General features: G+C 64.8%; 17 protein-coding genes and 1 tRNA gene. 10 read left to right on the forward strand and 8 right to left on the reverse strand.

Annotated elements, in window-relative coordinates; translation table 11 throughout:
• Positions 1–927 (reverse strand): penicillin-insensitive murein endopeptidase, encoded by a 927-nt coding sequence (gene mepA / locus AC0X69_RS11495; RefSeq protein WP_482607723.1) that lies wholly within the window; start codon positions 925–927, stop codon positions 1–3.
• Between the two features lie 151 nt (positions 928–1,078).
• On the opposite strand from mepA, the gene AC0X69_RS11500 reads away from it, so the two are divergent.
• From AC0X69_RS11500 to AC0X69_RS11510, 3 genes are all read left to right on the forward strand, one after another.
• Positions 1,079–1,630 carry a L,D-transpeptidase gene (locus tag AC0X69_RS11500; protein ID WP_482607725.1) on the forward strand — a complete coding sequence of 184 codons (552 nt, stop codon included), beginning with the start codon at positions 1,079–1,081 and terminating at the stop codon, positions 1,628–1,630.
• Positions 1,631–1,768: 138 nt separating this feature from the next.
• Positions 1,769–2,752: a hypothetical protein gene (locus AC0X69_RS11505; RefSeq protein WP_482607727.1), complete on the forward strand. Its 984-nt coding sequence runs from the start codon at positions 1,769–1,771 to the stop codon at positions 2,750–2,752.
• Positions 2,749–3,765 carry a heparan-alpha-glucosaminide N-acetyltransferase gene (locus tag AC0X69_RS11510; RefSeq protein WP_482607728.1) on the forward strand — a complete coding sequence of 339 codons (1,017 nt, stop codon included), beginning with the start codon at positions 2,749–2,751 and terminating at the stop codon, positions 3,763–3,765. Before AC0X69_RS11505 ends, AC0X69_RS11510 begins: the two co-directional genes overlap by 4 nt.
• A gap of 163 nt (positions 3,766–3,928) precedes the next feature.
• On the opposite strand, the gene trpB is transcribed toward AC0X69_RS11510, so the two are convergent.
• The 5 genes from trpB to AC0X69_RS11535 all read right to left on the reverse strand — a co-directional run bounded on the left by trpB (position 3,929) and on the right by AC0X69_RS11535 (position 11,550).
• Positions 3,929–5,167 carry a tryptophan synthase subunit beta gene (trpB, locus tag AC0X69_RS11515; RefSeq protein WP_482607730.1) on the reverse strand — a complete coding sequence of 413 codons (1,239 nt, stop codon included), beginning with the start codon at positions 5,165–5,167 and terminating at the stop codon, positions 3,929–3,931.
• Positions 5,168–5,337: 170 nt separating this feature from the next.
• A complete protein-coding gene (locus AC0X69_RS11520; RefSeq protein WP_482607732.1) occupies positions 5,338–5,994 on the reverse strand; it encodes a phosphoribosylanthranilate isomerase in 657 nt (218 codons plus the stop codon).
• Between the two features lie 117 nt (positions 5,995–6,111).
• Positions 6,112–7,524 (reverse strand): mannose-1-phosphate guanylyltransferase/mannose-6-phosphate isomerase, encoded by a 1,413-nt coding sequence (locus AC0X69_RS11525; protein ID WP_482607733.1) that lies wholly within the window; start codon positions 7,522–7,524, stop codon positions 6,112–6,114.
• Positions 7,525–7,628: 104 nt separating this feature from the next.
• Positions 7,629–10,793 (reverse strand): helicase-related protein, encoded by a 3,165-nt coding sequence (locus AC0X69_RS11530; protein ID WP_482607735.1) that lies wholly within the window; start codon positions 10,791–10,793, stop codon positions 7,629–7,631.
• A 683-nt stretch (positions 10,794–11,476) separates the two neighbouring features.
• A tRNA-Gly gene (locus tag AC0X69_RS11535) sits at positions 11,477–11,550 on the reverse strand.
• Positions 11,551–11,713: 163 nt separating this feature from the next.
• On the opposite strand from AC0X69_RS11535, the gene AC0X69_RS11540 reads away from it, so the two are divergent.
• Complete coding sequence (locus AC0X69_RS11540; RefSeq protein ID WP_482607737.1) at positions 11,714–12,079, forward strand: TIGR02300 family protein; 366 nt, start codon at positions 11,714–11,716, stop codon at positions 12,077–12,079.
• Between the two features lie 73 nt (positions 12,080–12,152).
• On the opposite strand, the gene AC0X69_RS11545 is transcribed toward AC0X69_RS11540, so the two are convergent.
• Entirely contained in the window at positions 12,153–12,560 is a 408-nt protein-coding gene (locus AC0X69_RS11545; RefSeq protein WP_482607739.1) for a Ros/MucR family transcriptional regulator, read from the reverse strand.
• A gap of 288 nt (positions 12,561–12,848) precedes the next feature.
• Here AC0X69_RS11545 and acuI point away from each other — a divergent pair, with 288 nt between their 5' ends.
• The 3 genes from acuI (at position 12,849) to greA (ending at position 14,998) form a co-directional block, all read left to right on the forward strand.
• Positions 12,849–13,865, forward strand: coding sequence for an acrylyl-CoA reductase (NADPH) (acuI, locus tag AC0X69_RS11550; protein ID WP_482607740.1), 1,017 nt, complete (start codon positions 12,849–12,851; stop codon positions 13,863–13,865).
• A gap of 32 nt (positions 13,866–13,897) precedes the next feature.
• On the forward strand, positions 13,898–14,362 hold the full coding sequence (locus AC0X69_RS11555; protein WP_482607742.1) for a nuclear transport factor 2 family protein: 465 nt from the start codon (positions 13,898–13,900) through the stop codon (positions 14,360–14,362).
• Between the two features lie 168 nt (positions 14,363–14,530).
• The gene (gene greA, locus AC0X69_RS11560) at positions 14,531–14,998 is read left to right on the forward strand and encodes a transcription elongation factor GreA (protein WP_482607744.1); all 468 of its coding nucleotides are present in this window, start codon (positions 14,531–14,533) and stop codon (positions 14,996–14,998) included.
• Between the two features lie 41 nt (positions 14,999–15,039).
• Here the strand turns inward: greA and AC0X69_RS11565 are convergent, their stop codons facing one another.
• The gene (locus tag AC0X69_RS11565; protein WP_482607745.1) at positions 15,040–15,723 is read right to left on the reverse strand and encodes an AAA family ATPase; all 684 of its coding nucleotides are present in this window, start codon (positions 15,721–15,723) and stop codon (positions 15,040–15,042) included.
• A 258-nt stretch (positions 15,724–15,981) separates the two neighbouring features.
• Between AC0X69_RS11565 and AC0X69_RS11570 the strand changes: the two genes are divergently transcribed.
• The 3 genes from AC0X69_RS11570 (at position 15,982) to AC0X69_RS11580 (ending at position 19,932) form a co-directional block, all read left to right on the forward strand.
• Positions 15,982–17,292, forward strand: a complete 1,311-nt coding sequence (locus AC0X69_RS11570) for a replication-associated recombination protein A (RefSeq protein WP_482613384.1) — start codon at positions 15,982–15,984, stop codon at positions 17,290–17,292.
• 242 nt (positions 17,293–17,534) lie between these two features.
• The gene (locus AC0X69_RS11575) at positions 17,535–18,485 is read left to right on the forward strand and encodes an outer membrane protein (RefSeq protein ID WP_482607747.1); all 951 of its coding nucleotides are present in this window, start codon (positions 17,535–17,537) and stop codon (positions 18,483–18,485) included.
• Between the two features lie 247 nt (positions 18,486–18,732).
• Positions 18,733–19,932, forward strand: coding sequence for an efflux RND transporter periplasmic adaptor subunit (locus AC0X69_RS11580; protein ID WP_482607748.1), 1,200 nt, complete (start codon positions 18,733–18,735; stop codon positions 19,930–19,932).
• Positions 19,933–20,012: the final 80 nt, after the last annotated feature.

The following is a 20,012-nucleotide window of genomic DNA, read 5'->3' on the forward strand; positions in this document are numbered from 1 at the left end:
CTACTGCGCGCGCAAAACTTCGCGGCAGGCGGCGGGGAGACCCGCAAGCGTCATCGGCGGCCAGCTTTTCCCCGATTTCTTCGCGTGCAGCACGCCGTCCTGGAACCACCAGGCGAGCGAGGCGTCGCAGCCGTCGCCCGGGGGCGTCGGGTCCTGGTCGCGGCAGTTGGAGCCGTTCGGACAGTGCAGCCGGATGTGGAAATGGTAATTGTGCCCCCACATCGGCCGCACCTTATGCATCCAGCTTTCGCCCTGCGCCGAGCGGCACAGCGCGCGTTTGATCGCGGCGTTGACGAAGATGCGCTGCACGGCGGGCTCCATCGCCGCCGCGCGGATCACCGCGATATGGCTTTCGCTCCACACGTCGGAACGGACGTCGAGCTGGTCGTCGCGCACGACGTCGGTCGACATGAGCTCTTCGCGCTCCTCGCGGGTCAATTCGCGATTGGGCATCGGCGTCAGCCAGATGTCGGCGTCGAGGCCGATCTGATGCGAGGCGTGTCCGGAAAGCATCGGCCCGCCGCGCGGCTGCGACAGATCGCCGATCAGCAGTCCAGGCCAGCCGGACTCGCGCGCCGCCTTCGTGGAGAAATGTTTCAGAAAGGCGATGAGATTGGGATGGCCCCAATTGCGGTTGCGCGACAGGCGCATGACCTGCCAGTGCGGGCCGTTGATCGGCAGCGGCTCGCCTCCGGCGAGGCAGCCGCGCGAATAGAATCCGATCGGATCGGGACGCAGCGACGCCGCCTCCTGCGCGCGGCCGAAGAGTTCGCGCGCCGGCGTCGCCGGGCTTGAGGGATTGGCGAGCGGCGGCAGGGGCTTCGGCTCAATCGTGCCCCTGTCCTGGGCCAGCGCGCCATTTTCGCTCGCCAGCCCCGCGACGGCGAACAGCGTCGCGAAAATCACGCGCATCATCCGGTCTGTCATGGGCGTCTCGCCCCCAGTCTTCTGCGCAGGACGCAAAGGTTGCGATTCATCCTTGCCGCGAAACCTTACTGCTTCATTTAGTTTGATGGAGCGCCAAGCCACAGCAAAAATGCCGGCGAGGCCGCTTCCGCGTTGGGGTCAGGAGTCCGTCATGCGTTTCCCAGTCATCCTTCCCGCGGTCATTTCCCTCTGTGCTTGGACGGGCGCGGCGAACGCGGCCGCCCATATTCACATTAATCTTTCGACGCAGACGATGCACGTGCAGTCGTCGTCGGGCAGTTATTCGTGGCCGGTGTCGACGGCGCGCGCGGGCTATTATACCCCGCGCGGCTCCTTCGCGCCGACCGGCATGCAGCCCATGCATTACTCGCGAAAATATCACATGTCGCCCATGCCGCACTCGATCTTCTTCCGCGGCGGCTATGCGATCCACGGGTCGTATGAAACGGGCAGCCTCGGCCGGCCCGCGTCGCACGGCTGCGTGCGCCTCTCCCCCGGCCACGCCGCGATGCTGTATCAGATGGTGCAGCGGGAAGGCGGCCGCATTTCGATCACCGGCGCGCCGCCCCGAGGCGGCTATTACGCCAGCGCGCGGCGCGGCGGAGCCGTCGCCTATGCGGCGTCGCGCGGCCGTCGCGCTTACGGCTCAGGTTACGCCACCGTGGATCCTTTCGCCCTTTTCTTCGGCGGAGGCGCTTTCTGAAACGATGACGCAAGGGCCTGTCTCTAGCGCGACAGGCCCTCCTTGTTTTTGCCTCTTGCGGCCCGTTAATGGTCGCGACGCTTGCCGCGCTTCCTTTGCGCGCGATAAGAGCTGCAAAAGCAACAAGGAAACATCCGCTTGACGACGACATTCGACCGCCGCCGCTTTCTGCTGGGCGCCGGCGGCCTGGCTCTCGCCGGACCCGCTTCGGCGGAGCTTCCCGAAGCGGCCGAAGAGTTGCAGGTGCGGGTGGAGAACAATTCGGCGCCGGAGCTTTGCGCCGAAAAGGACAATATCGAGCTTGACTTCATCTCGCCCCGCGTCCGCAGTCTGCAAATCCAGGCGGTGCATCCGTCCTACATCAACACCATCGTCTCCGACCGCTGGGCGCCGGACTGGTCGAGCTGCGACCTCACCGTCGATCCCAAGGCGTTCTCGCAGGCGCGCCGCAAGACCTTCTGGGAGACGCCGGAATTCTGGCTGACGGGCTTCACCTTTCCCTCCTTCTGGCGACCAAACGACGTGCCGATCAGGATTGGCGATTCGGTAGAGCGGGGCTTCCATCTGATTCAGCTCTGGATGTGGCACCGCGAGCGCGCCGAAGAGATCATGGTGCTCTATCCGCCCGACGGCTATTGGCGGGCGCGGCCCCTGCCGTTCGACGACATGCGCTGGACGGCTTATGGCTCGTCCTTTCTTGTCGGGCCGGTCGAGGTGCAGGAGCGTCCGATCGTCGATCTCGACGAGATCGTCTTCGACCCTCAATCGCGCAGCCTGATTCTCAAATTCAGACGCGGCGGCGAAGCGCGCGTCTCGATCAAGAGCGTCGATCAGGACCGCTTGACGCTCGACGTCGCTTTCAGCCAGCCGATGCCGAACGGACTGCCCTTCGCGGCGCTTCGCTCGATGTACGCCATGGAGACGATGAGCGACGCCGCCATCGTCGCCTGGCGCAACAAGCGCGGCAAAGGCTGGGAAGAAGCCCCGGTCACGCGCTTCCCGGGCGCCAACGCGGCCGAAGTATGGGTCGGACGGCATCTGCCGTCGCGGCATAATTTGTCGGCGCCGGACATGGTGTTCAGCAAGTTCCAGGGCGCGCCGCCGTCGTCCGCGCGTCGATGACGAAAGCCCGCTGGCTGGCGCTCGACGCCGCGCGCGGTCTCGCCGTGCTGGCGATGATCGTGTTTCACCTGATCTGGGATCTTTCCCATTTCGGCTATGCGCCGGCGAATCTGCCGTGGTCGGCGCCCGTGAGGATCTTCGGCCACTCGATCGCTTTCGCCTTTCTCTTCATCGCCGGCGTCGCGCTCGTGCTGGCGCATCGCGCCCACATGCGCTGGCCTGCCTTCTGGCGACGCTTCGCGATCATCGTGGCCGCGGCGGCGCTGGTGTCGGCGGGCACCTATGTCGCCTTTCCGAAAGCCTTTGTGTTCTTCGGCATCCTGCATTGCATCGCCGTCGCGAGCCTGATCGCGGTTCCCTTTCTCTTCGCGCCCTGGCCCGTCGCGCTCGCCGGCGCCGTGTTCTTCCTTGTTGGCGGAGAATTTCTCGCGTCCCCCGTCTTCAACGCCGATTGGCTGCAGTGGATCGGGCTTTCGACAAGCGAGCCGATGACCCAGGACTGGCGTCCGCTGTTTCCCTGGGCCGGCGCGCTGCTGCTCGGCCTGGCGGCGGGGAAGCTTGCTCTCGCCGTTTACGGGGAGAGGGCTGGGGTGAGGGGCGAGGGGCTTTCGTCCCAAAGACGCACACAGAAGGATTCCGCCGATTTTCCTTCGCCGCCAAACCCCCAAGCCCCTCACCCTAACCCTCTCCCCACAAGTGGGGAGAGGACATGGCTTCCGTTCCTCGGCCGCCACAGCCTGCTCATCTATCTCGCGCATCAGCCGGCGCTGTTCGCGCTGCTGCTGGGGATCGCTTTTCTGGCGCCGCCGGCGATCGACACGACGGAGTTTGTCGCCTCCTGCGAAGCGCGCTGCATGGATGAGGGCGGCGAAGGCAAAATCTGCCACGACGCCTGTCAGTGCACGGCGAAGGAAGCGATCAGCAGCAAGGCGCTCGCCGGCGTGACGGATGAAGCCGAGCGCGGGCGAAGGCTGAATGAGATTGCGCAGCGGTGCGTGGCGAAAGGCAACTGAATTTAGACGACCGCATCCTGAGAAGCGGCTGCAAATCGAGTTTGCCGGACTTGCGAATTCAATGTCTCGAAGCACGAGGGCGCAGCGCAATTTCCCTGCTCCTTCGAGAGCGAGCTGCGCTCGCTCTGAAGAAGCCGGAAACTACTTGCTCTGCGTCTGGCGTTCACATCCCGCCGAGATGTTCGGCGACGGTGAAGATGTCCTTGTCGCCGCGGCCGCACATATTCATCACCATCAGATGATCGCGGGGCTTCTGCGCCGCGAGTTCGAACACTTTCGCGAGCGCATGAGAGGGTTCGAGCGCCGGGATGATGCCTTCGAGTTTCGAGCACAGCTGAAAGGCGGCGAGCGCCTCCTTGTCGGTGGCGTTCAGATATTTCACGCGGCCGATCTCATGCAGCCATGAATGTTCGGGGCCGATGCCGGGGTAATCCAGTCCCGCCGAAATCGAATGGCCTTCGAGAATCTGGCCGTCGTCATCCATCAGCAAGTAAGTGCGATTGCCATGCAGCACGCCGGGGCGCCCGCCGGTGAGCGACGCCGCATGGCCGTTCGGCACATTGACGCCATGGCCCGCCGCTTCGACCCCGAAAATCTCGACGCTGGCGTCATCGAGAAACGGATGAAAGAGACCGATGGCGTTGGAGCCGCCGCCGATGCAGGCGACGAGCGAATCCGGCAGCCGCCCCTCCATCTCCTGCATCTGCACGCGCGTTTCATTGCCGATGATCGACTGGAAATCGCGCACCATCGCCGGATAGGGATGCGGCCCCGCCGCCGTGCCGATGCAATAGAAGGTGTTCCCGACATTCGTCACCCAGTCGCGCAGCGCTTCGTTCATCGCGTCTTTCAGCGTGCGCGCGCCCGACTGCACGGGGATGACCTCGGCGCCGAGCATCTTCATGCGGAAGACGTTCGGCTTCTGACGTTCGACGTCGACCGCGCCCATATAGACGACGCAGTCGAGGCCGAAGCGCGCGCAGGCCGTTGCGGTCGCGACGCCATGCTGGCCGGCGCCCGTCTCGGCGATGATGCGCTTCTTGCCCATGCGCCGCGCGAGCAGAATCTGCCCTAGCACATTGTTGATCTTATGCGCGCCGGTGTGGTTGAGCTCGTCGCGCTTGAAATAGACCTTGGCGCCTTTGCCCTCGCCCGCGCGCTCGCGGACATAGTCGGTGATGCGCTCGGCGAAATAGAGCGGGCTGGGGCGCCCGACGTAATGCTTGTGAAGGCCGGCGAGTTCTTGGTGAAAGGCGAGGTCGTTCTTCGCCGCCTCGTAGGCCGCTTCGAGGTCGAGCACCAGCGGCATGAGCGTTTCGGCGACGAACCGGCCGCCGAAAATGCCGAAACGGCCGTTTTCGTCTGGGCCGGCGCGGAAGGAATTGGGAAGCGGCTTGTTCACGGGAGCGTCCTCGGGTCTACGGCGCCGCCCCCATCCCAACCCTCGCCCGCTGCACGGGAGAGGGAGTCAGATTCGGCGCTTCATCGAGTTTTCCGCAACGCGGCTCGTGAGCGTCGGAGGGACTGGGAGGGGGCCGATCCGTTGGCGCAGTCTTAAACCGTCGCGCGCGCCTATGAAAGCCGAGCGGCGGCCACGAAGGCGGCAATCTTCGCCACGTCCTTGACGCCCCGTTCGCGCTCGACGCCGGACGAGACATCCACCGCAGGCGCGCCGGTGCGGCGCATCGCATCGCTGACGTTATCGGGATCGAGTCCGCCCGACAGCATCCAGCGCTGCGCAGCGACGCCGCGCAACAAATCCCAGTCGAAGGCGACGCCGGCGCCCCCAGGAACGGCCGCGTCCGGCGCGGGCTTGGCGTCGAACAGAATGACGTCGGCGACGCCTTCATAGGCGCGCGACGCTTCGACGTCGCCCGCTGTCGCGACGCCGACCGCCTTGATCACCGGCAGTCCAAAGCGGGCTTTCACTTCAGCGACGCGCGCAGGCGTTTCCTTGCCATGAAGCTGCAGATAGTCGGGCGCGAGCGCTTCAACGATTTCTTGGAGCGCGGCGTCGTCGGCGTCGACGGTGAGCGCGACCTTGCTGATGCGCTCCTGCGCGAGAAAGCCAAGCGTGCGCGCCGTCTCGAGATCGATATGGCGCGGGCTCTTTTCGAAGAAGACGAAGCCCGCCATGTCCGCGCCCGCTTCGATCGCCGCGAGAAGCGTCTCCGGCGAGGAAAGACCACAGATTTTCACGATCTTGTGCGAGACGCCGGTTTTCGTCATGGCCGCGCTTGTCGCGGCCATCCACGCCGGGCCGCGGCGATGTTTTCTGGATCAAGCGCGCCTGAACGTGGATGGCCGGCCCGAGGCCGGCCATGACGCGGAAAGCTGAGCGGCGAATTATCCTCGATTATAGGCGTCCTCGAAGCGGACGATGTCGTCTTCGCCAAGATAGGAGCCGGTCTGCACTTCGATCAGCTCCAGATCGATCTTGCCGGGGTTGATCAGGCGGTGCTTGCAGCCGATCGGCAGATAGATCGACTCGTTCTCGTGAACGAGATGGGTCTCTTCGTCGCGCCCGACCTCGGCCGTGCCGCGCACCACGATCCAATGTTCGGCGCGGTGGAAGTGCTTTTGCAGCGACAGGCGCTGACCCGGCTTCACGACGATGCGCTTCACCTGATAGCGCTGGCCTTCGTCGATCGCCTGATAATAGCCCCAGGGCCGGAAGATGCGCTTGTGTTCGCCCGCTTCGCGCCGGTTCTCGCTGCGCAGCTGATCGACGAGCTGCTTGACCTGATCGCCATGCTCATGGCTCAGCACCAGCACCGCGTCCTGCGTCGTCACGACGATGACGTCGTCGACGCCGACGACGGTGGTCAGCGTGTCCTCGGATCGGACATGGACGTTGCGCGCGTCCATGACGACGCCGTGGCCGCGCACGGAATTGCCGAATTCGTCGCGCTCCGAGAGCTCCCAGACCGCGCGCCAGGTGCCGACGTCGGACCAGCCGATGTCGGCGGGGATCAGCGCCGCCTTTTCGGTCTTCTCCATCACGGCGTAGTCGATGGATTTCTTCGGCGCATGCGCAAAGGCTTCGGCGTTCAGAATGGTGAAGCCGAGATCCTGCCGCGCCGCTTCGATCGCTGCTTCCGCCGCGGCGAAAATGCCCGGCTCGAATTGCGCGATTTCCGACTGCATCACGTCGGCGCGGAAGATGAAGTTGCCGCTGTTCCAGAAATAGCCGGCGTCGATATAGTCCTGCGCCGTCAGGCGGTCCGGCTTTTCGACGAAGGCGTCGAGCTTGAAGACCTCGCAGCATGTGGCGAGCGGCGCGCCGGGGCGCAGATAGCCGTAGCCGGTCGCAGGACCGTCGGGTTTGACGCCGAGCGTGACGATATAGCCTTCCTCCGCGGCGGCGCTCGCCCGCTTGCACAGGTCGACGAGCCCCTCGGTGTCGCGGACGACATGGTCTGCGGCGAGCACGACGACGACCGTATCAGGCGCGCGGCGCGCGGCGAGACCCGCCGCCACGGCGACCGCGGGGCCTGAGTCGCGGCGCGACGGCTCGAGCACGACATCGGCCTGGGCGCCGATCTCGCGCAGCTGGTCGGCGACGAGGAAGCGGTAGTCGAAATTGGAGACGACGATCGGCCGCTCGAACGCCGGGTCAGCCAGCATCGCCATGGTCGTCTGGAAGGTGGAGCGCTCGCCGACGAGCGGAATGAACTGCTTGGGCAGCGTTTCGCGCGACTCGGGCCACACCCGAGTCCCCGACCCGCCGCACATAATCACGGGCAAAATTTTCTTCATTAGCCCCTCTAGCACTCGGCCGCGCCCGCCCCGGGGCAGCAATAGTTGTGCGGCCGACTATTGGCAATACGATGGCGAAGCTATGGGCAGAAGCGCTAGCGCAGCTATTTGCCCTTCTTCTCAAGCTCGGCCTTGAGCGCGGCCAGCTTGGCGAAGGGCGAGTCCGGATCCGGCTGTCGCTCGCGCCGCTCTGGCGCAGCGAAGCCGCCAGTACGGCGGGCGCGGGCGTCGTCGCGCATCGGCCTTCCCTCGTGGCGCGGCTTTCCGGCGGAACGAGCGACGTCCTTGCCGGGCCCATCGGCGCGGGCCCGCTGGTCGCGCCGCGGCGGCCGCTTGTCTTCGGCGCCTAGATCCCGCGCCACGCGGCGCACCGCGCCCTCCCGGCGCGGACCGGTATGGGCATGCCGTTGGGGACGCCAGATTTCGATCGCCTCGGGCGCGGCCGGCGCCGCCTCTTCGCTCGTTTCGACGGCCGCAGCGGCTTCCTGCGACGCCTGCTCAGCCGCAACCGGCGTTTCTTCAGTGGCGGCCGTCGGCGCTTCTGTCGGCGCTTCCTCGGTAACGGCGGGCTCGGCCTGAACTTCCTGTGCGCTTGAACTTGGCTCGGCCGCGACGGCTTTCGCCGTTTCCGCACCCGGCGGCTCGGCGGCGGCCGGCGCGGTTTGCTCGACGGCGGCGCCCTCTTTCTGGGCCTCCGCCGCATCCCCCGACGTGGTTTCGGCCGTCGTCTTGGGCTTCACTGGCTCCATCGGAGCCGCCTGCACGAGAGGGACCGTGATGGCGGGCCCCGGACGCTGCGTCGACGCATAGCCGAGCGACTTGAGGATCGAGGAGAAAGCTTCGCCCGAGCAGCCGGTGAGCGAGGTCATCGCCACGGTGACGACGAAGCCGTCTTCGTCCGCAGAGCCGGGCGGCGGCTCGCCCGCTGTGACGCCGGGACGATAGGCGATCGCCGGGCGGATGAGATCGGCCAGGCGTTCGAGAATGTCGACGCGAACGACGCGCTCGCCACACACGCGGAAGCCTGCGGCGCGGTAGAAGCCCCTCGGAACGGACGCGTCGACGGCGAAGGACGTGCGCCCGGAAGCGGCGAGATGCGGGACTTCTTCGAGCCCCTTCACATTTTCCAGCCCGCCGTGATGCAGCGCCCAGAGCAGCGCGGAAAGCGCGCGCGGCGCAGGCTTGAGCAGCGCGGGCACATAGACGTGATAGGCGCCAAAGCGCATGCCGAGCTTGCGCAGCGCGGCGCGGTCCTCCTGGGAGAACCCCTTCACTTCCTTGGCCACGCGCGCACGGTCCAGCACCCCCAACTCCTCCGCGAGCTGGAAGGCGACGCCGCGCGTCACGCCTTCCAGACCTTCGCCCTTCTCCAGCTGTTCGAGGGGCCCGAGCAGTTTCTTGACGTGTTGCGCGAGCCAGAGGTCGAGACGCTGCTTGACCTTCTCCAGCGCCGGGCCGGTCAATTGCTCGTCGGCGAGCACGCGCGTCGTCGGCGCCAGCGCTCCGGCGCCGGCGGCGATCTTCGCCACAGGTTCGCCGAGCCAGCGAATGAGTCCGTCGTTGCCCAGCGCGAAGGCGTCGTCGACGGCGTCGAACACGCGCGTCGCGCGCGCCTCGAATTCTCCCGCAAGCGCCTTCTGCGCCGCCGCGTTCAACGCCTTGGCCGCTTCGCCTGCGGCGCCCGGATCCGGCGTAAAGCGGAATCCCTGGAGGCTTCCGACATGCTGGCCTTCGACCAGAACGTCGCCGGCGGCGTTGATTTCGGCTTCAAGCATCGCGTTCTCTCTTAAGCGGCGCACCAGCACGCTTGTGCGGCGATCGACAAAACGCTGCGTCAATCGATCGTGCAACGCGTCGGATATGCTGTCCTCTACCCGACGCGCGACGCTCTGCCAATGCTCGGAGTCGTCGAGCCAACCAGAACGGTTGGCGATGAAACTCGCCGTACGTACTTGCGCGAGGCGGTTCGACAGCGTCGCAATATCGCCGTCGACGCGGTCCACCGCCTCGATCTGCCGCGCCATCCACTCCTCGGGGATCTTGCCGCGCCGCGCGATGAAGGCGAAGACGGCGAGCGCCAGCTCGGCGTGGGCGGCGGGCGACGTCTTGCGATAGTCGGGGATCTGGCAGGCTTCCCAGAGCCGCATGACATCGGCTGTGGTCTTGGCGTTGCGGCGCGCGGTCTCGTCGCGGCTCGCGGCCTCGAGCGCTCTTTGATCGTCCGCGACGCGGGCGCGGACCAGATCGGGATGCGCCGGGGTCTGGTCAAGCGAATGCATCAGCGCGTCGATCGAAGAAAAATCGAGCGCGCTGCTGCGCCACTGCAAGGTCTTCACCGGATCGAAGCGGTGGTCCTCCAACGCCTCGATCAATTCTTCGTCGAAAGGCGGGCAGCGGCCCGTCGCGCCGAAAAAGCCGTCGCTCATATGGCGCCCCGCTCGGCCGGCGATCTGGCCGAATTCCGCGGGCGTCAGCCGTCGGTGGCGCACGCCGTCGAATTTGTGATCGGAGGCGAAGGCGACGTGATCGACGTCGAGGTTGAGGCCCATGCCGATGGCGTCGGTCGCCACGATGTAATCGACGTCGCCGCCCTGATAGAGCTCGACCTGCGCATTGCGCGTGCGTGGCGACAGCGCGCCCAGCACGACGGCGGCCCCGCCGCGTTGGCGCTTGATTAATTCGGCGATCGCGTAAACCTCTTCCGCGGAGAAGGCGACGATCGCGGTGCGCGGCGGCAGCCTCGAGATCTTTTTCTCGCCGGCGAAGGAGAGTTCAGAAAGCCGTGGTCGCGTGAAGATCGGCGCGGCCGGAAAGATTTCTCCGATGAGCGGCGCCATCGTCGCCGCGCCGATCAGGAGAGTCTCCTGGCGTCCGCGCCAATTCAGCATCCTGTCGGTGAAGATGTGGCCGCGGTCGAGGTCGGCTGCGAGCTGAATCTCGTCGATGGCGAGAAAGTCGGCCTCGACGTCGCGCGGCATCGCCTCGACCGTCGCCACCCAATAGGCTGGCGCGCGCGGCTTGATCTTTTCCTCGCCGGTGACCAGCGCGACATTGTCGGCGCCGATGCGCGCGGCGACGCGATTGTAGACCTCGCGCGCCAGAAGGCGCAGCGGCAGGCCGATGACGCCGGTGGGAAAGGACAGCATCCGCTCGATCGCGTGATGCGTCTTGCCGGTGTTGGTGGGGCCGAGCACCGCCGCGACGCCCCTGTCGAAGGGTCTTGCGCGAGGAGCGGCGCGGCTCGCCGGATAGGACGGCGCGACTGTCATTTCTTCTTTGCTGCCTGACGCGCGCCGCAGCGCGCCTTCGTCTCATATCGAAACTTAGCGCGGTGCGCGACTTTACCCTCTGAACAGCCTGCGAACGAATCACGCCCGAATCGCTGACGCTTCGTGAGTCATGCTCTGTTCCAACAATATATGGACGCTTGCTCAAACCGAAATACCAGAACTGGATCAGAATGGCGCCTCTGAGCGTACAGCGCGCGGATGGCGGAATAGCTGCCGGCGGACTCTTTTCGCCGCTTCTGTCAACGGCGAAGATGGGGCGTTTCGAACGCCGCCTGTTAAGCTTTGGGATCAACCGGGAACGCAGCGGGCACGAATCAGCGTCCGATCTCGGTTGGCGTTGCGTTCCGCCCGCATTCCGCGGCTCTCGAAAAGGGCGCTCGCGACGCACGCGCGCTGACATTCCCGTCAAACGACTGAAACCCTTAACGCCGCGTCCTTCCCTGGGACGATCGCATGCCGCTCACGCGCGCCGAGGGGGTTCGCACTGAATCATTGCGACGGCTGTTCCTGCCCACGGCCGGCTCGAAATTGGTAAACGCCAAAACGGAAAGGCGGCTTCTCAGCTCCGTGATGGACGTTCAAAGGTCGGAGGGAGCGGCCGCTGAAAGGCGACGGAGATTTCCCTGCCGCAGACGGGCGGGATTACGCCAGCTGAGGCGGGCTGGAGCGGGTGAAGGGAATCGAACCCTCGTATTCAGCTTGGAAGGCTGCTGCTCTACCATTGAGCTACACCCGCATTCTTCGGAATCTATGCCAATCTGCGCGGCTCTTGGCAATGGGCGGGCGGGCGCCGCATTTCCTATTTGACAGCGACGCGGGACGCCACTAACCGGAGCGCCCACACAGTCTCTCAATACAGGCGAGGCGTTCCCACGCCGCTTCTCGAGGACCAATCGACCGTGGCTAAACCCGAACTCGGCGCCAAACGCCAATGTCAGTCCTGCGGGACGAAGTTTTACGACTTGAACAAAGACCCGATCGCTTGTCCGAAATGCGGCGCGATTTACCAGGTCGTGGCTTTGACGCGAGCGGCGGCCCGCGCACAGGCAGAAGAAGAGAGCGAAATCGAAAAGGAAAGCCCTGACACCGTTTCTCTCGAAGAAGTCGAGGAGACGGAAACGGCCGCGGAATCGCTCGACGTCGAGGATGAAGTGGAGATCGAGGCCGACGACACTGAAGACGACACCTTCCTCGAAGAGGAAGAGGCTGACGACGACGTCTCGGGGCTGATCGACGGCGACATCGAGACCGACGAGGAAAGCTGAAAGTCGGCGCGTCGCAGTTAATTCGCGCGGGCTTGCTGAAGATCAGGGAGAAAGGCGGCCGTTCGGCCGCCTTTTATTTGCCGCGACGCCGACGCTGCTGGCCGAGCCCCATCTGCTTGGCGAGATTGGACCGCGCCTTGGCGTAGTTGGGCGCAACCATCGGATAGTCCGCCGGAAGACCCCATTTTTCGCGATAGTCTTCAGGCGACAGTCCGTATTGCGTGCGCAGATGTCGCTTCAGCGACTTGAACTTCTTTCCGTCCTCGAGGCAGATGATGTAGTCGTTTGTCACCGACCGCTTGACGGGAATCGCCGGTTTCGGCGGTTCGGCGGGCGCCGCTAAGGTACCGGTGCCCACGCGCAGCAGCGCGTTGTACACTTCGCTGATCAGCCCAGGCAAATCTCCGGCGGGGACCGAATTGTTGCTGACATAGGCGGAGACGATGTCGGCTGCGAGTTCAATGTTGTTGGTTTGATTCATCGGATTGCTCACCACTTCCCTTTGAGGCGGACGCCGCGCCCGCCGTCCTTGATCAATGCTTCGCTGCATAGAATCGGCGCCCCACCGTTACTTGTCGACTGCGTAACAGAATAGTGCGTCTTCATCAAGAATTATTGTCAACTATTGGGTGGGGTCAAATCTCCATAGATGTTCGTCAGGAACTTTCGGGTTTTACGGCCAAGGCGGCTCATTTTTTTCCTTTTTTTGACTTTTTTTCTCCGCTAAAAGCGCGGCTGTGGCGTGACCAGGGGGCGGAGGCGAAGGCGCGTGACGGGTTTCAAGGCCATTCGCGTTGATAAAGACGATCATGGCCAACGCGCCGGTTATGTCGTCATGTGCGAGCGCGAGCTGATGCCCGGCGACGTCGACGTCGACGTCGCCTTTTCTGCGATCAACTACAAGGATGGTCTCGCCGTCACCGGCAAGGGACCGGTGGTGCGCCGCTTCCCGATGATTCCCGGGGTCGACCTCTCCGGTCGCGTGACGCGCTCCGCGCATCCCAATTTTGCGCCCGGCGACATCGTCGTCGCGACGGCGTGCGGGCTCGGCGAAGCCCATTATGGCGGCTTTGCCGAGAAGGCGCGTCTTTCGGGCGATTGGCTCGCCAAACTGCCGCCGCCGCTGACGCCCGCGCGGGCGATGGCGGTCGGCACCGCCGGACTGACCGCCATGTTCTGTGTGCTTGCGCTTGAGCGCCATGGCGCGCGGCCGCAGGACGGACTCGCGGTGGTCACTGGCGCGACGGGCGGCGTCGGCTCTTTCGCCGTCGCGCTGCTCGCCAGCGCCGGTTGGCGCGTCGCCGCCGTTACGGGGCGCGCCGGCGAAGAGGATTATCTGAAACGTCTGGGCGCGACCGAGATCATTCCTCGTAAAGAACTTGCCGCGCCGGGAAAGCCCCTGCAGACCCAGCGCTTCGCCGTCGGCGTCGACGCCGTCGGCGGCGTCACCCTCGCCAACCTTCTCGCGCAGACGCGTTTCGACGGCGCGGTCGCCGCCTGCGGCAATGTCGGCGGCATGGAGCTGCCCGCGACTGTCGCGCCGTTCATTCTGCGCGGCGTTTCGTTGCTCGGCGTCGAGAGTGTGCGGCCGCGCATAGCCCTGCGGCGAGAGGCCTGGGCGCGCATCGCCCGGGATCTCGATCCCGATACGATCGACGCGATGAGCGAAATCATTCCTTTCGACGACGCGTTGAACCGGGCGCGCTCGATCGTATCGGGACAGATTCGCGGACGCCTCGTCATCGACTTGGGCCTGAAACTTCCAGGGCAGGACGCAGGTCAATAGTATTCACGCGCTCGAACGACGAGGATCTTCCCATGTCACGACCGCCGCTGCCGCCCTTCACGCTCGAAACCGCGACACAGAAAGTGCGCATGGCCGAGGACGCCTGGAACACGCGCGATCCCGAGCGCGTGTCGCTCGCCTATACGGTGGACAGCCGCTGGCGCAACCGCGCCGAGTTTCTTGTCGGACGCGATGAAATCGTCGCCTTTCTCACGCGCAAATGGCGCCGCGAACTGGACTATCGCTTGATCAAGGAGATCTGGGCGTTTCGCGATAACCGAATCGCCGTGCGTTTCGCCTATGAGTTTCATGACGACTCGGGCAGTTGGTACCGCGCTTACGGCAACGAGAATTGGGAGTTCGACGAGAACGGCCTGATGCGGCTGAGAATCGCCAGCATCAACGACCTGCCGATCGCCGCAAGCGAGCGAAAATATCACTGGCCGCAAGGCCCGCGCCCTTCGGATCACCCTGGCCTTTCCGATCTCGGCCTTTAGCGCAGGCAAGCTAAGCGGTCGGGCGCGCGCGAATCGTCGCATTGGCGCGTCGGTTTCTCGACAAGCGCGCCGGTCTCGGCTCTAATATTGACGACGGCCCGCTTGGGCCGATTATTTTTGTTAAGAACGCTCGCCGCATCGGCGCGGCGAACCAAAGGTCAGACGTGCATGAGTTCGGCTTTCACCAAAGAACAGGACGACGACAACCCGCGTGAAGATCTGCCGGACCGTCCGGTCAGTCCGCATCGTAATCTGGTCACGCCAGAGGGTCTCGAACAGATTGAAGCCGAGCTTGCGCGCCTGCAAAAGGAAATCGAACGCGCGACCGCGAGCGAAGACAATCACGCGCTCGCGCTCGCCCAGCGCGATCTGCGCTATTGGTCCGCGCGCCGCGCCAGCGCCGAAGTCATTCGGCCGATCGCCGATCATTCGCATGTGCGCTTCGGCCACCGCGTCGTCGTCGAACTCGAGGACGGCGAACGCCGCAGCTTCCGGCTCGTCGGCGAAGACGAAGCCGACCCCACCAAGGGAATGATCCCCTACGTGGCGCCGCTCGCCAAAGCGCTCATGGGCAAGTCGGTCGGCGACAAGGCGGAGGTGATCCACCACAGCGCGCGCATCGTGGAGATCGGATAGGCGCGAGAACGGCGCGGGCCCGCGGTTCTTTCGCTCGATGATCAGGCGGCCTTTCTGGCCGCCTTCGTTGTTTTGGCGCCCGGCGTCTTGGCCGCGCTCGGCTGTTTTTTCAGCCGGCGCTTGATCGAGGCCCAAAGCTCCCGCATCTCCTCCGCCGCCACGCCGTCGGGATTGTATTCGCTGACGCCACGGCCGAGCCTTGCCGCCTCCTGGTAATCGACGCGCGACGAAACGAGCGGCGCGAGAAGCCCGCCCATCTCCTGCAGCGCCTTGGCGCCGAGTTCGACGCGCGCGCTCTGTTGCGCCGGCGGACACTGATTGAGCAGGAAGGCGTAGTCCTTGCCCTTCTCCTTCACACGAACGCGGGTGACTTCGGAGGCCCAGAGATCGAAGGCGTTGGGCCGCGCGGGGATGACGCAAAGATCGGCGGCGCGAACGGCGGCCGAGAGATATTCGCCCTCCTGACCCGGCGCATCGATGATGGCGAGAGTCACGCCCTTTGCGGCGAGCGCGGCAAGCGCCTTGGCGAGCTTCGCCGGCGGCACATGTTCGACCGCGATATCGGCCGCGCCGCGCGCCCGCGACCATTTCACCAGCGTCTGCAGCGGGTCGAGATCGATGATGAACACGCGTTCCCCGGCCTGGCGCGCGGCGACGGCGACGCTGCTGGCGAGCGTGCTCTTGCCGGCGCCGCCCTTCTGGGTGACGAAAGCGATGGTGCGCATGTGCGACCGTCCAGTTTTTGGTTGATGTCGACGCTCTGCACGCGAAACTTAACGAATAGGAGATCCCAGCCCGAATTCGTTCATTGAATCGTAATACTTGCGGCAAGGTTAATCGTTCGTTAACAGCTCCGCTTCAGTAGTCGAGAATCTGATCAGCGACAGTATTCGGCCTGCAGCGGCCGCCTCAACCGTCTTCACCGGCCGCCTCGACGCCAGCGATTCTCGCACTCGCGCCGCGCCGCTATGTTAGTCACTGACATGTCCGATCTCTTCCAAGCCGCGAAACTCGAACAAGACGCGCCGCGTCCGCTCGCCGACCGGCTGCGGCCGACGCGTCTCGATGAGGTGGCGGGCCAGGATCATCTGCTGGGGCCCGACGGCGCCCTGACGCGGCTGATCCGCGCCGGCGCTCTGGGGTCTCTCATTTTCTGGGGGCCGCCCGGCACCGGCAAGACCACGGTCGCGCGGCTGCTTGCGCACGAAACCAAACTCGCCTTCGTGCAGATTTCAGCGATCTTCTCCGGCGTCGCCGACTTGAAGAAAACCTTTGAGGCGGCGCGCGCGCGGCGCGCGGCCGGACAAGGGACTTTGCTCTTCGTCGACGAAATCCATCGCTTCAATCGCGCGCAGCAGGATTCCTTCCTGCCGGTCATGGAGGACGGCACGATCACGCTCATCGGCGCGACGACCGAAAATCCCTCCTTCGAACTCAACGCCGCCCTGCTTTCGCGCGCCCGCGTGATGACTTTCAAGGCGCTCGACGAAGCGGCGATCGAACAGCTGCTCAAACGCGCCGAACATGTTGAAGGCAAGCCGCTGCCGCTCGACTTGGACGCGCGCGCGGCGCTCGTCGGCATGTCCGACGGCGACGGCCGCGCGGCCTTGACGCTGGCCGAGGAAATCTGGCGCGCGGCGAAGCCGGGCGAGATCTTCGATCGCGCGGGACTGGCGGAGGTCGTGCAGCGCCGCGCGCCGATCTACGACAAGGCGCAGGAAGGCCACTACAATCTCATCAGCGCGCTGCACAAATGCGTCCGCGGCTCGGACCCCGACGCCGCCCTCTACTATCTCGCGCGCATGCTCGCCGCCGGCGAAGATCCGCTGTTTCTTGCGCGGCGAATCGTGCGCATGGCGGTCGAAGACATCGGTCTCGCCGATCCGCAGGCGCTCCTCGTCGCCAACGCCGCAAAGGACGCTTACGATTTCCTCGGCAGCCCCGAGGGAGAACTCGCGCTCGCGCAGGCGGTCATCTACGTGGCGACCGCGCCCAAATCCAACGCGGCATACGTCGCGTTCAAGCGCGCGCAACGCGTCGCGGAGGAGAAGGGCTCGCTCATGCCGCCCAAGATCATCCTCAACGCGCCGACGAAACTCATGCGCGATGAGGCCTATGGCGCCGGCTACGAATATGATCACGATTCGCCCGACGCGTTCTCGGGCCAGAACTACTGGCCTGATTCGCTGGCGCCGCAGAAATTCTACAGGCCCGTCGAGCGGGGATTCGAGCGCGAGATCGCCAAGCGCCTCGACTATTGGGATCGATTGCGCAAAGAACGCGGCGATTCATGAGTCTGCACGCGAGAAGCCGTGGCGAAATCGGGTCTTTTCGCTGTTGCCGATTTGTCACGCCTTTCAGCAAAAGCGCCCGGGACGCCTAAAAACGCGGCGTTTCGATTGACCCTTGGAACGGTTCGAACGTAATCCTGAACGTATCGGCGCAGTGTCGCAGAGGCGGCGGTCTTATTTCGGCGAGATCGTTCGGGCGATGGCGGCCGCAGGAACTGGAATTTTTACTAAGAGGGCGTCACACCATGACCAAATTGCCTGTCGCCGCCGGCCTCGCGCTGGCGCTCGCCGCCGGATCGGCATTCGCCGCCGACCTTCCCAGCTACAAGGCTCCCCCGCCGCCGCTGCCGCTGCCGCCGATGTTCTCCTGGACCGGCCTCTACGGCGGCGTCAACATCGGCGGCGCTTTCGGCAACGCGGACAATCAGTGGACCCGCGAGAACATTCACTCCGCGCTGGGCACGCCGATCTTCGGCGGCGTGGCTTATCAGCGGCAGACCAACCTCACCGGCGTCACGGGCGGCGGTCAGATTGGCTACAACTATCAGTTCAACCGCTGGCTCGTCGTCGGCCTGGAGGCTGACATTCAGGCTGCGAACATCCAGTCCAACAACACTGGCTGGGGTCCGGGCGTCACCGTTCCTGGCGTCGCCATCCCGGGCGTGCTGTCGCGCGCTTACGCTGGCTCCGGCACCGTCAACAGCTATGTCGACTGGTGGGGCACGGTCCGCGGCCGCATCGGCGTCACGCCGCTGATGCCGAACCTGATGCTCTACGCCACGGGCGGCTTCGCTTACGGCCAGGTCAACACCAACTTCAATTATGGCTCGGTGCGCGGCATCTCCGGCTTCTTCTTCCTGCCTTATTCGATCACGTCGGGCGCCTTCGGCCGCGCGTCTTATGACAACGTCAAATACGGCTGGACCGTCGGCGGCGGTTTCGAATATGCCCCGCTGATGTTCCCGAACTGGTCGTTCAAGCTGGAGTATGATTACGTCGACCTCGGCACCACGACGCTCAGCACCTTCGGCCTCGGCCAGACGGCGTTTCAGTTCGGACCGTTCCCTGCGGCCACTGCGGCCTTCTTCAACAGCGCCACGACCCGCGTTCAGAACCGCTTCCACGTGGCGCGCGTCGGCATCAACTACCGGCTGAACCTGTTCAGCTCGCCGGCCCCTGTGCTCGCCAAATACTGAGCACACGGCCAACAACAAACGCCTTCAGCGAAGCCCGGCCCTTTGGCCGGGCTTTTCTTTTTTGAAAACCGCAGCATGTGCGCGAGAACGGCCCGCCGGCGCATGGACCGGGCCGCCCAACTCCTTTAAGGAGAGGAATCGACGCCGGCCGCGATATCCCCCACTTTCGCCGCGCCGGCCAATGGCTCGAGCGGCGCGCCAGTGCTACGCCACTCAGACCGCTCGTGACGGAGCTGACTTCGCGATCATGACCCGTTACAGGTCCGTTCTGGTTCTCGCCGTGCTCGCGAGCCTTGCGATCGGCGCGGCGTTGCCGTCGCTGATCAGCGCCCTGCGCGATCGCATCGCGCCGGAAAGCCAGACCGAAGCGACCACGCCAGAGCCCGCCGACGGCGAAGTCCGGCTTTCCGCAGCCCAGATCGAGGCGTCCAAGATCTCGGTGGCGCCCGTCGGGCCCGGCGGCATCACCCGTCAAATCACGGCGCCCGCCGCCGTGAAACCCGATCCCGACAAAATTGCGCGCGTCGCCGCCAAAGTAACAGGCGTCGTCGAAGAGCTGCGCAAGCGGCTCGGCGACAACGTCACGCGGGGCGAGACGATCGCGATCATCGACTCGCGCGAGGTCGCCGAGGCGAAAAGCGAATATCTCGCCGCCTCAGCGAATTTCGATCTGCAGAGCGCGCTCTTCCAGCGCGAAAAAGGGCTGTTCGAAAAGAAGATCACCGCGGAACAGCTGTTTCTGAGGGCCAAGGCGGCCTTCACCGAAGCCAAGGTGAAACTCGATCTGGCGCGCCAGAAGCTCGCGGCGCTGGACATGAGCGAACAAGAGATCGCCGCCCTGCCCTCGCAGCCGATTGCGGAGCTTCGCCGCAAGGAGATCCGATCGCCGATCTCGGGACGAGTCATCGAGCGTATGGTCAACGTCGGTCAACCGGTCGGCGGCGAAGGACAGGCGAAGGAACTCTATGTCATCGCCGATCTCTCGGTGGTCGAGGCCGAACTCGCAGTGCCTGCCGCCGATCTCGGCCTGTTGCGCGAGGGGCAGGAGGTGCGGCTGCAAAACGCGGAAGGCCGCGGATTTGACGGAAAAATCACCTATGTCACGGCGACGATTTCACGGGAGACGAGAACGGGTCCCGTCCTCGCGCGCTTCGCCAATCCTGATTTCTCGCTGCGGCCAGGCAGTCTGCTCGAGGCTGAAGTCTCGCTCAAGGAAGCGCGGGTGAAACTCAAAGTTCCGCGCTCGGCCGTGATGATCATCGATGGCAAGCCCAATGTCTTCGTTCGCACGCCCGACGGTTTTGTGAAGCGTGAAGTCGAACTTGGACGCGGCGACGACAAGTCGGTCGAAGTCGTCTCGGGCGTCAATCAGGGCGAAGAGATCGCCGTCTCCAACGTCTTCCTGCTGAAGGCGGAGCTCGGCAAACAAAGCATCCCGGAGGAATGATGCAAGCCGAAGGCTTCCGTTCCTCGACGTCCTTGGCGACGCTTTTACTTCGCCCCCGATACGGATTTTTGATCGCTAGC

Source organism: Methylocystis sp. Uni0008, assembly GCF_056838045.1.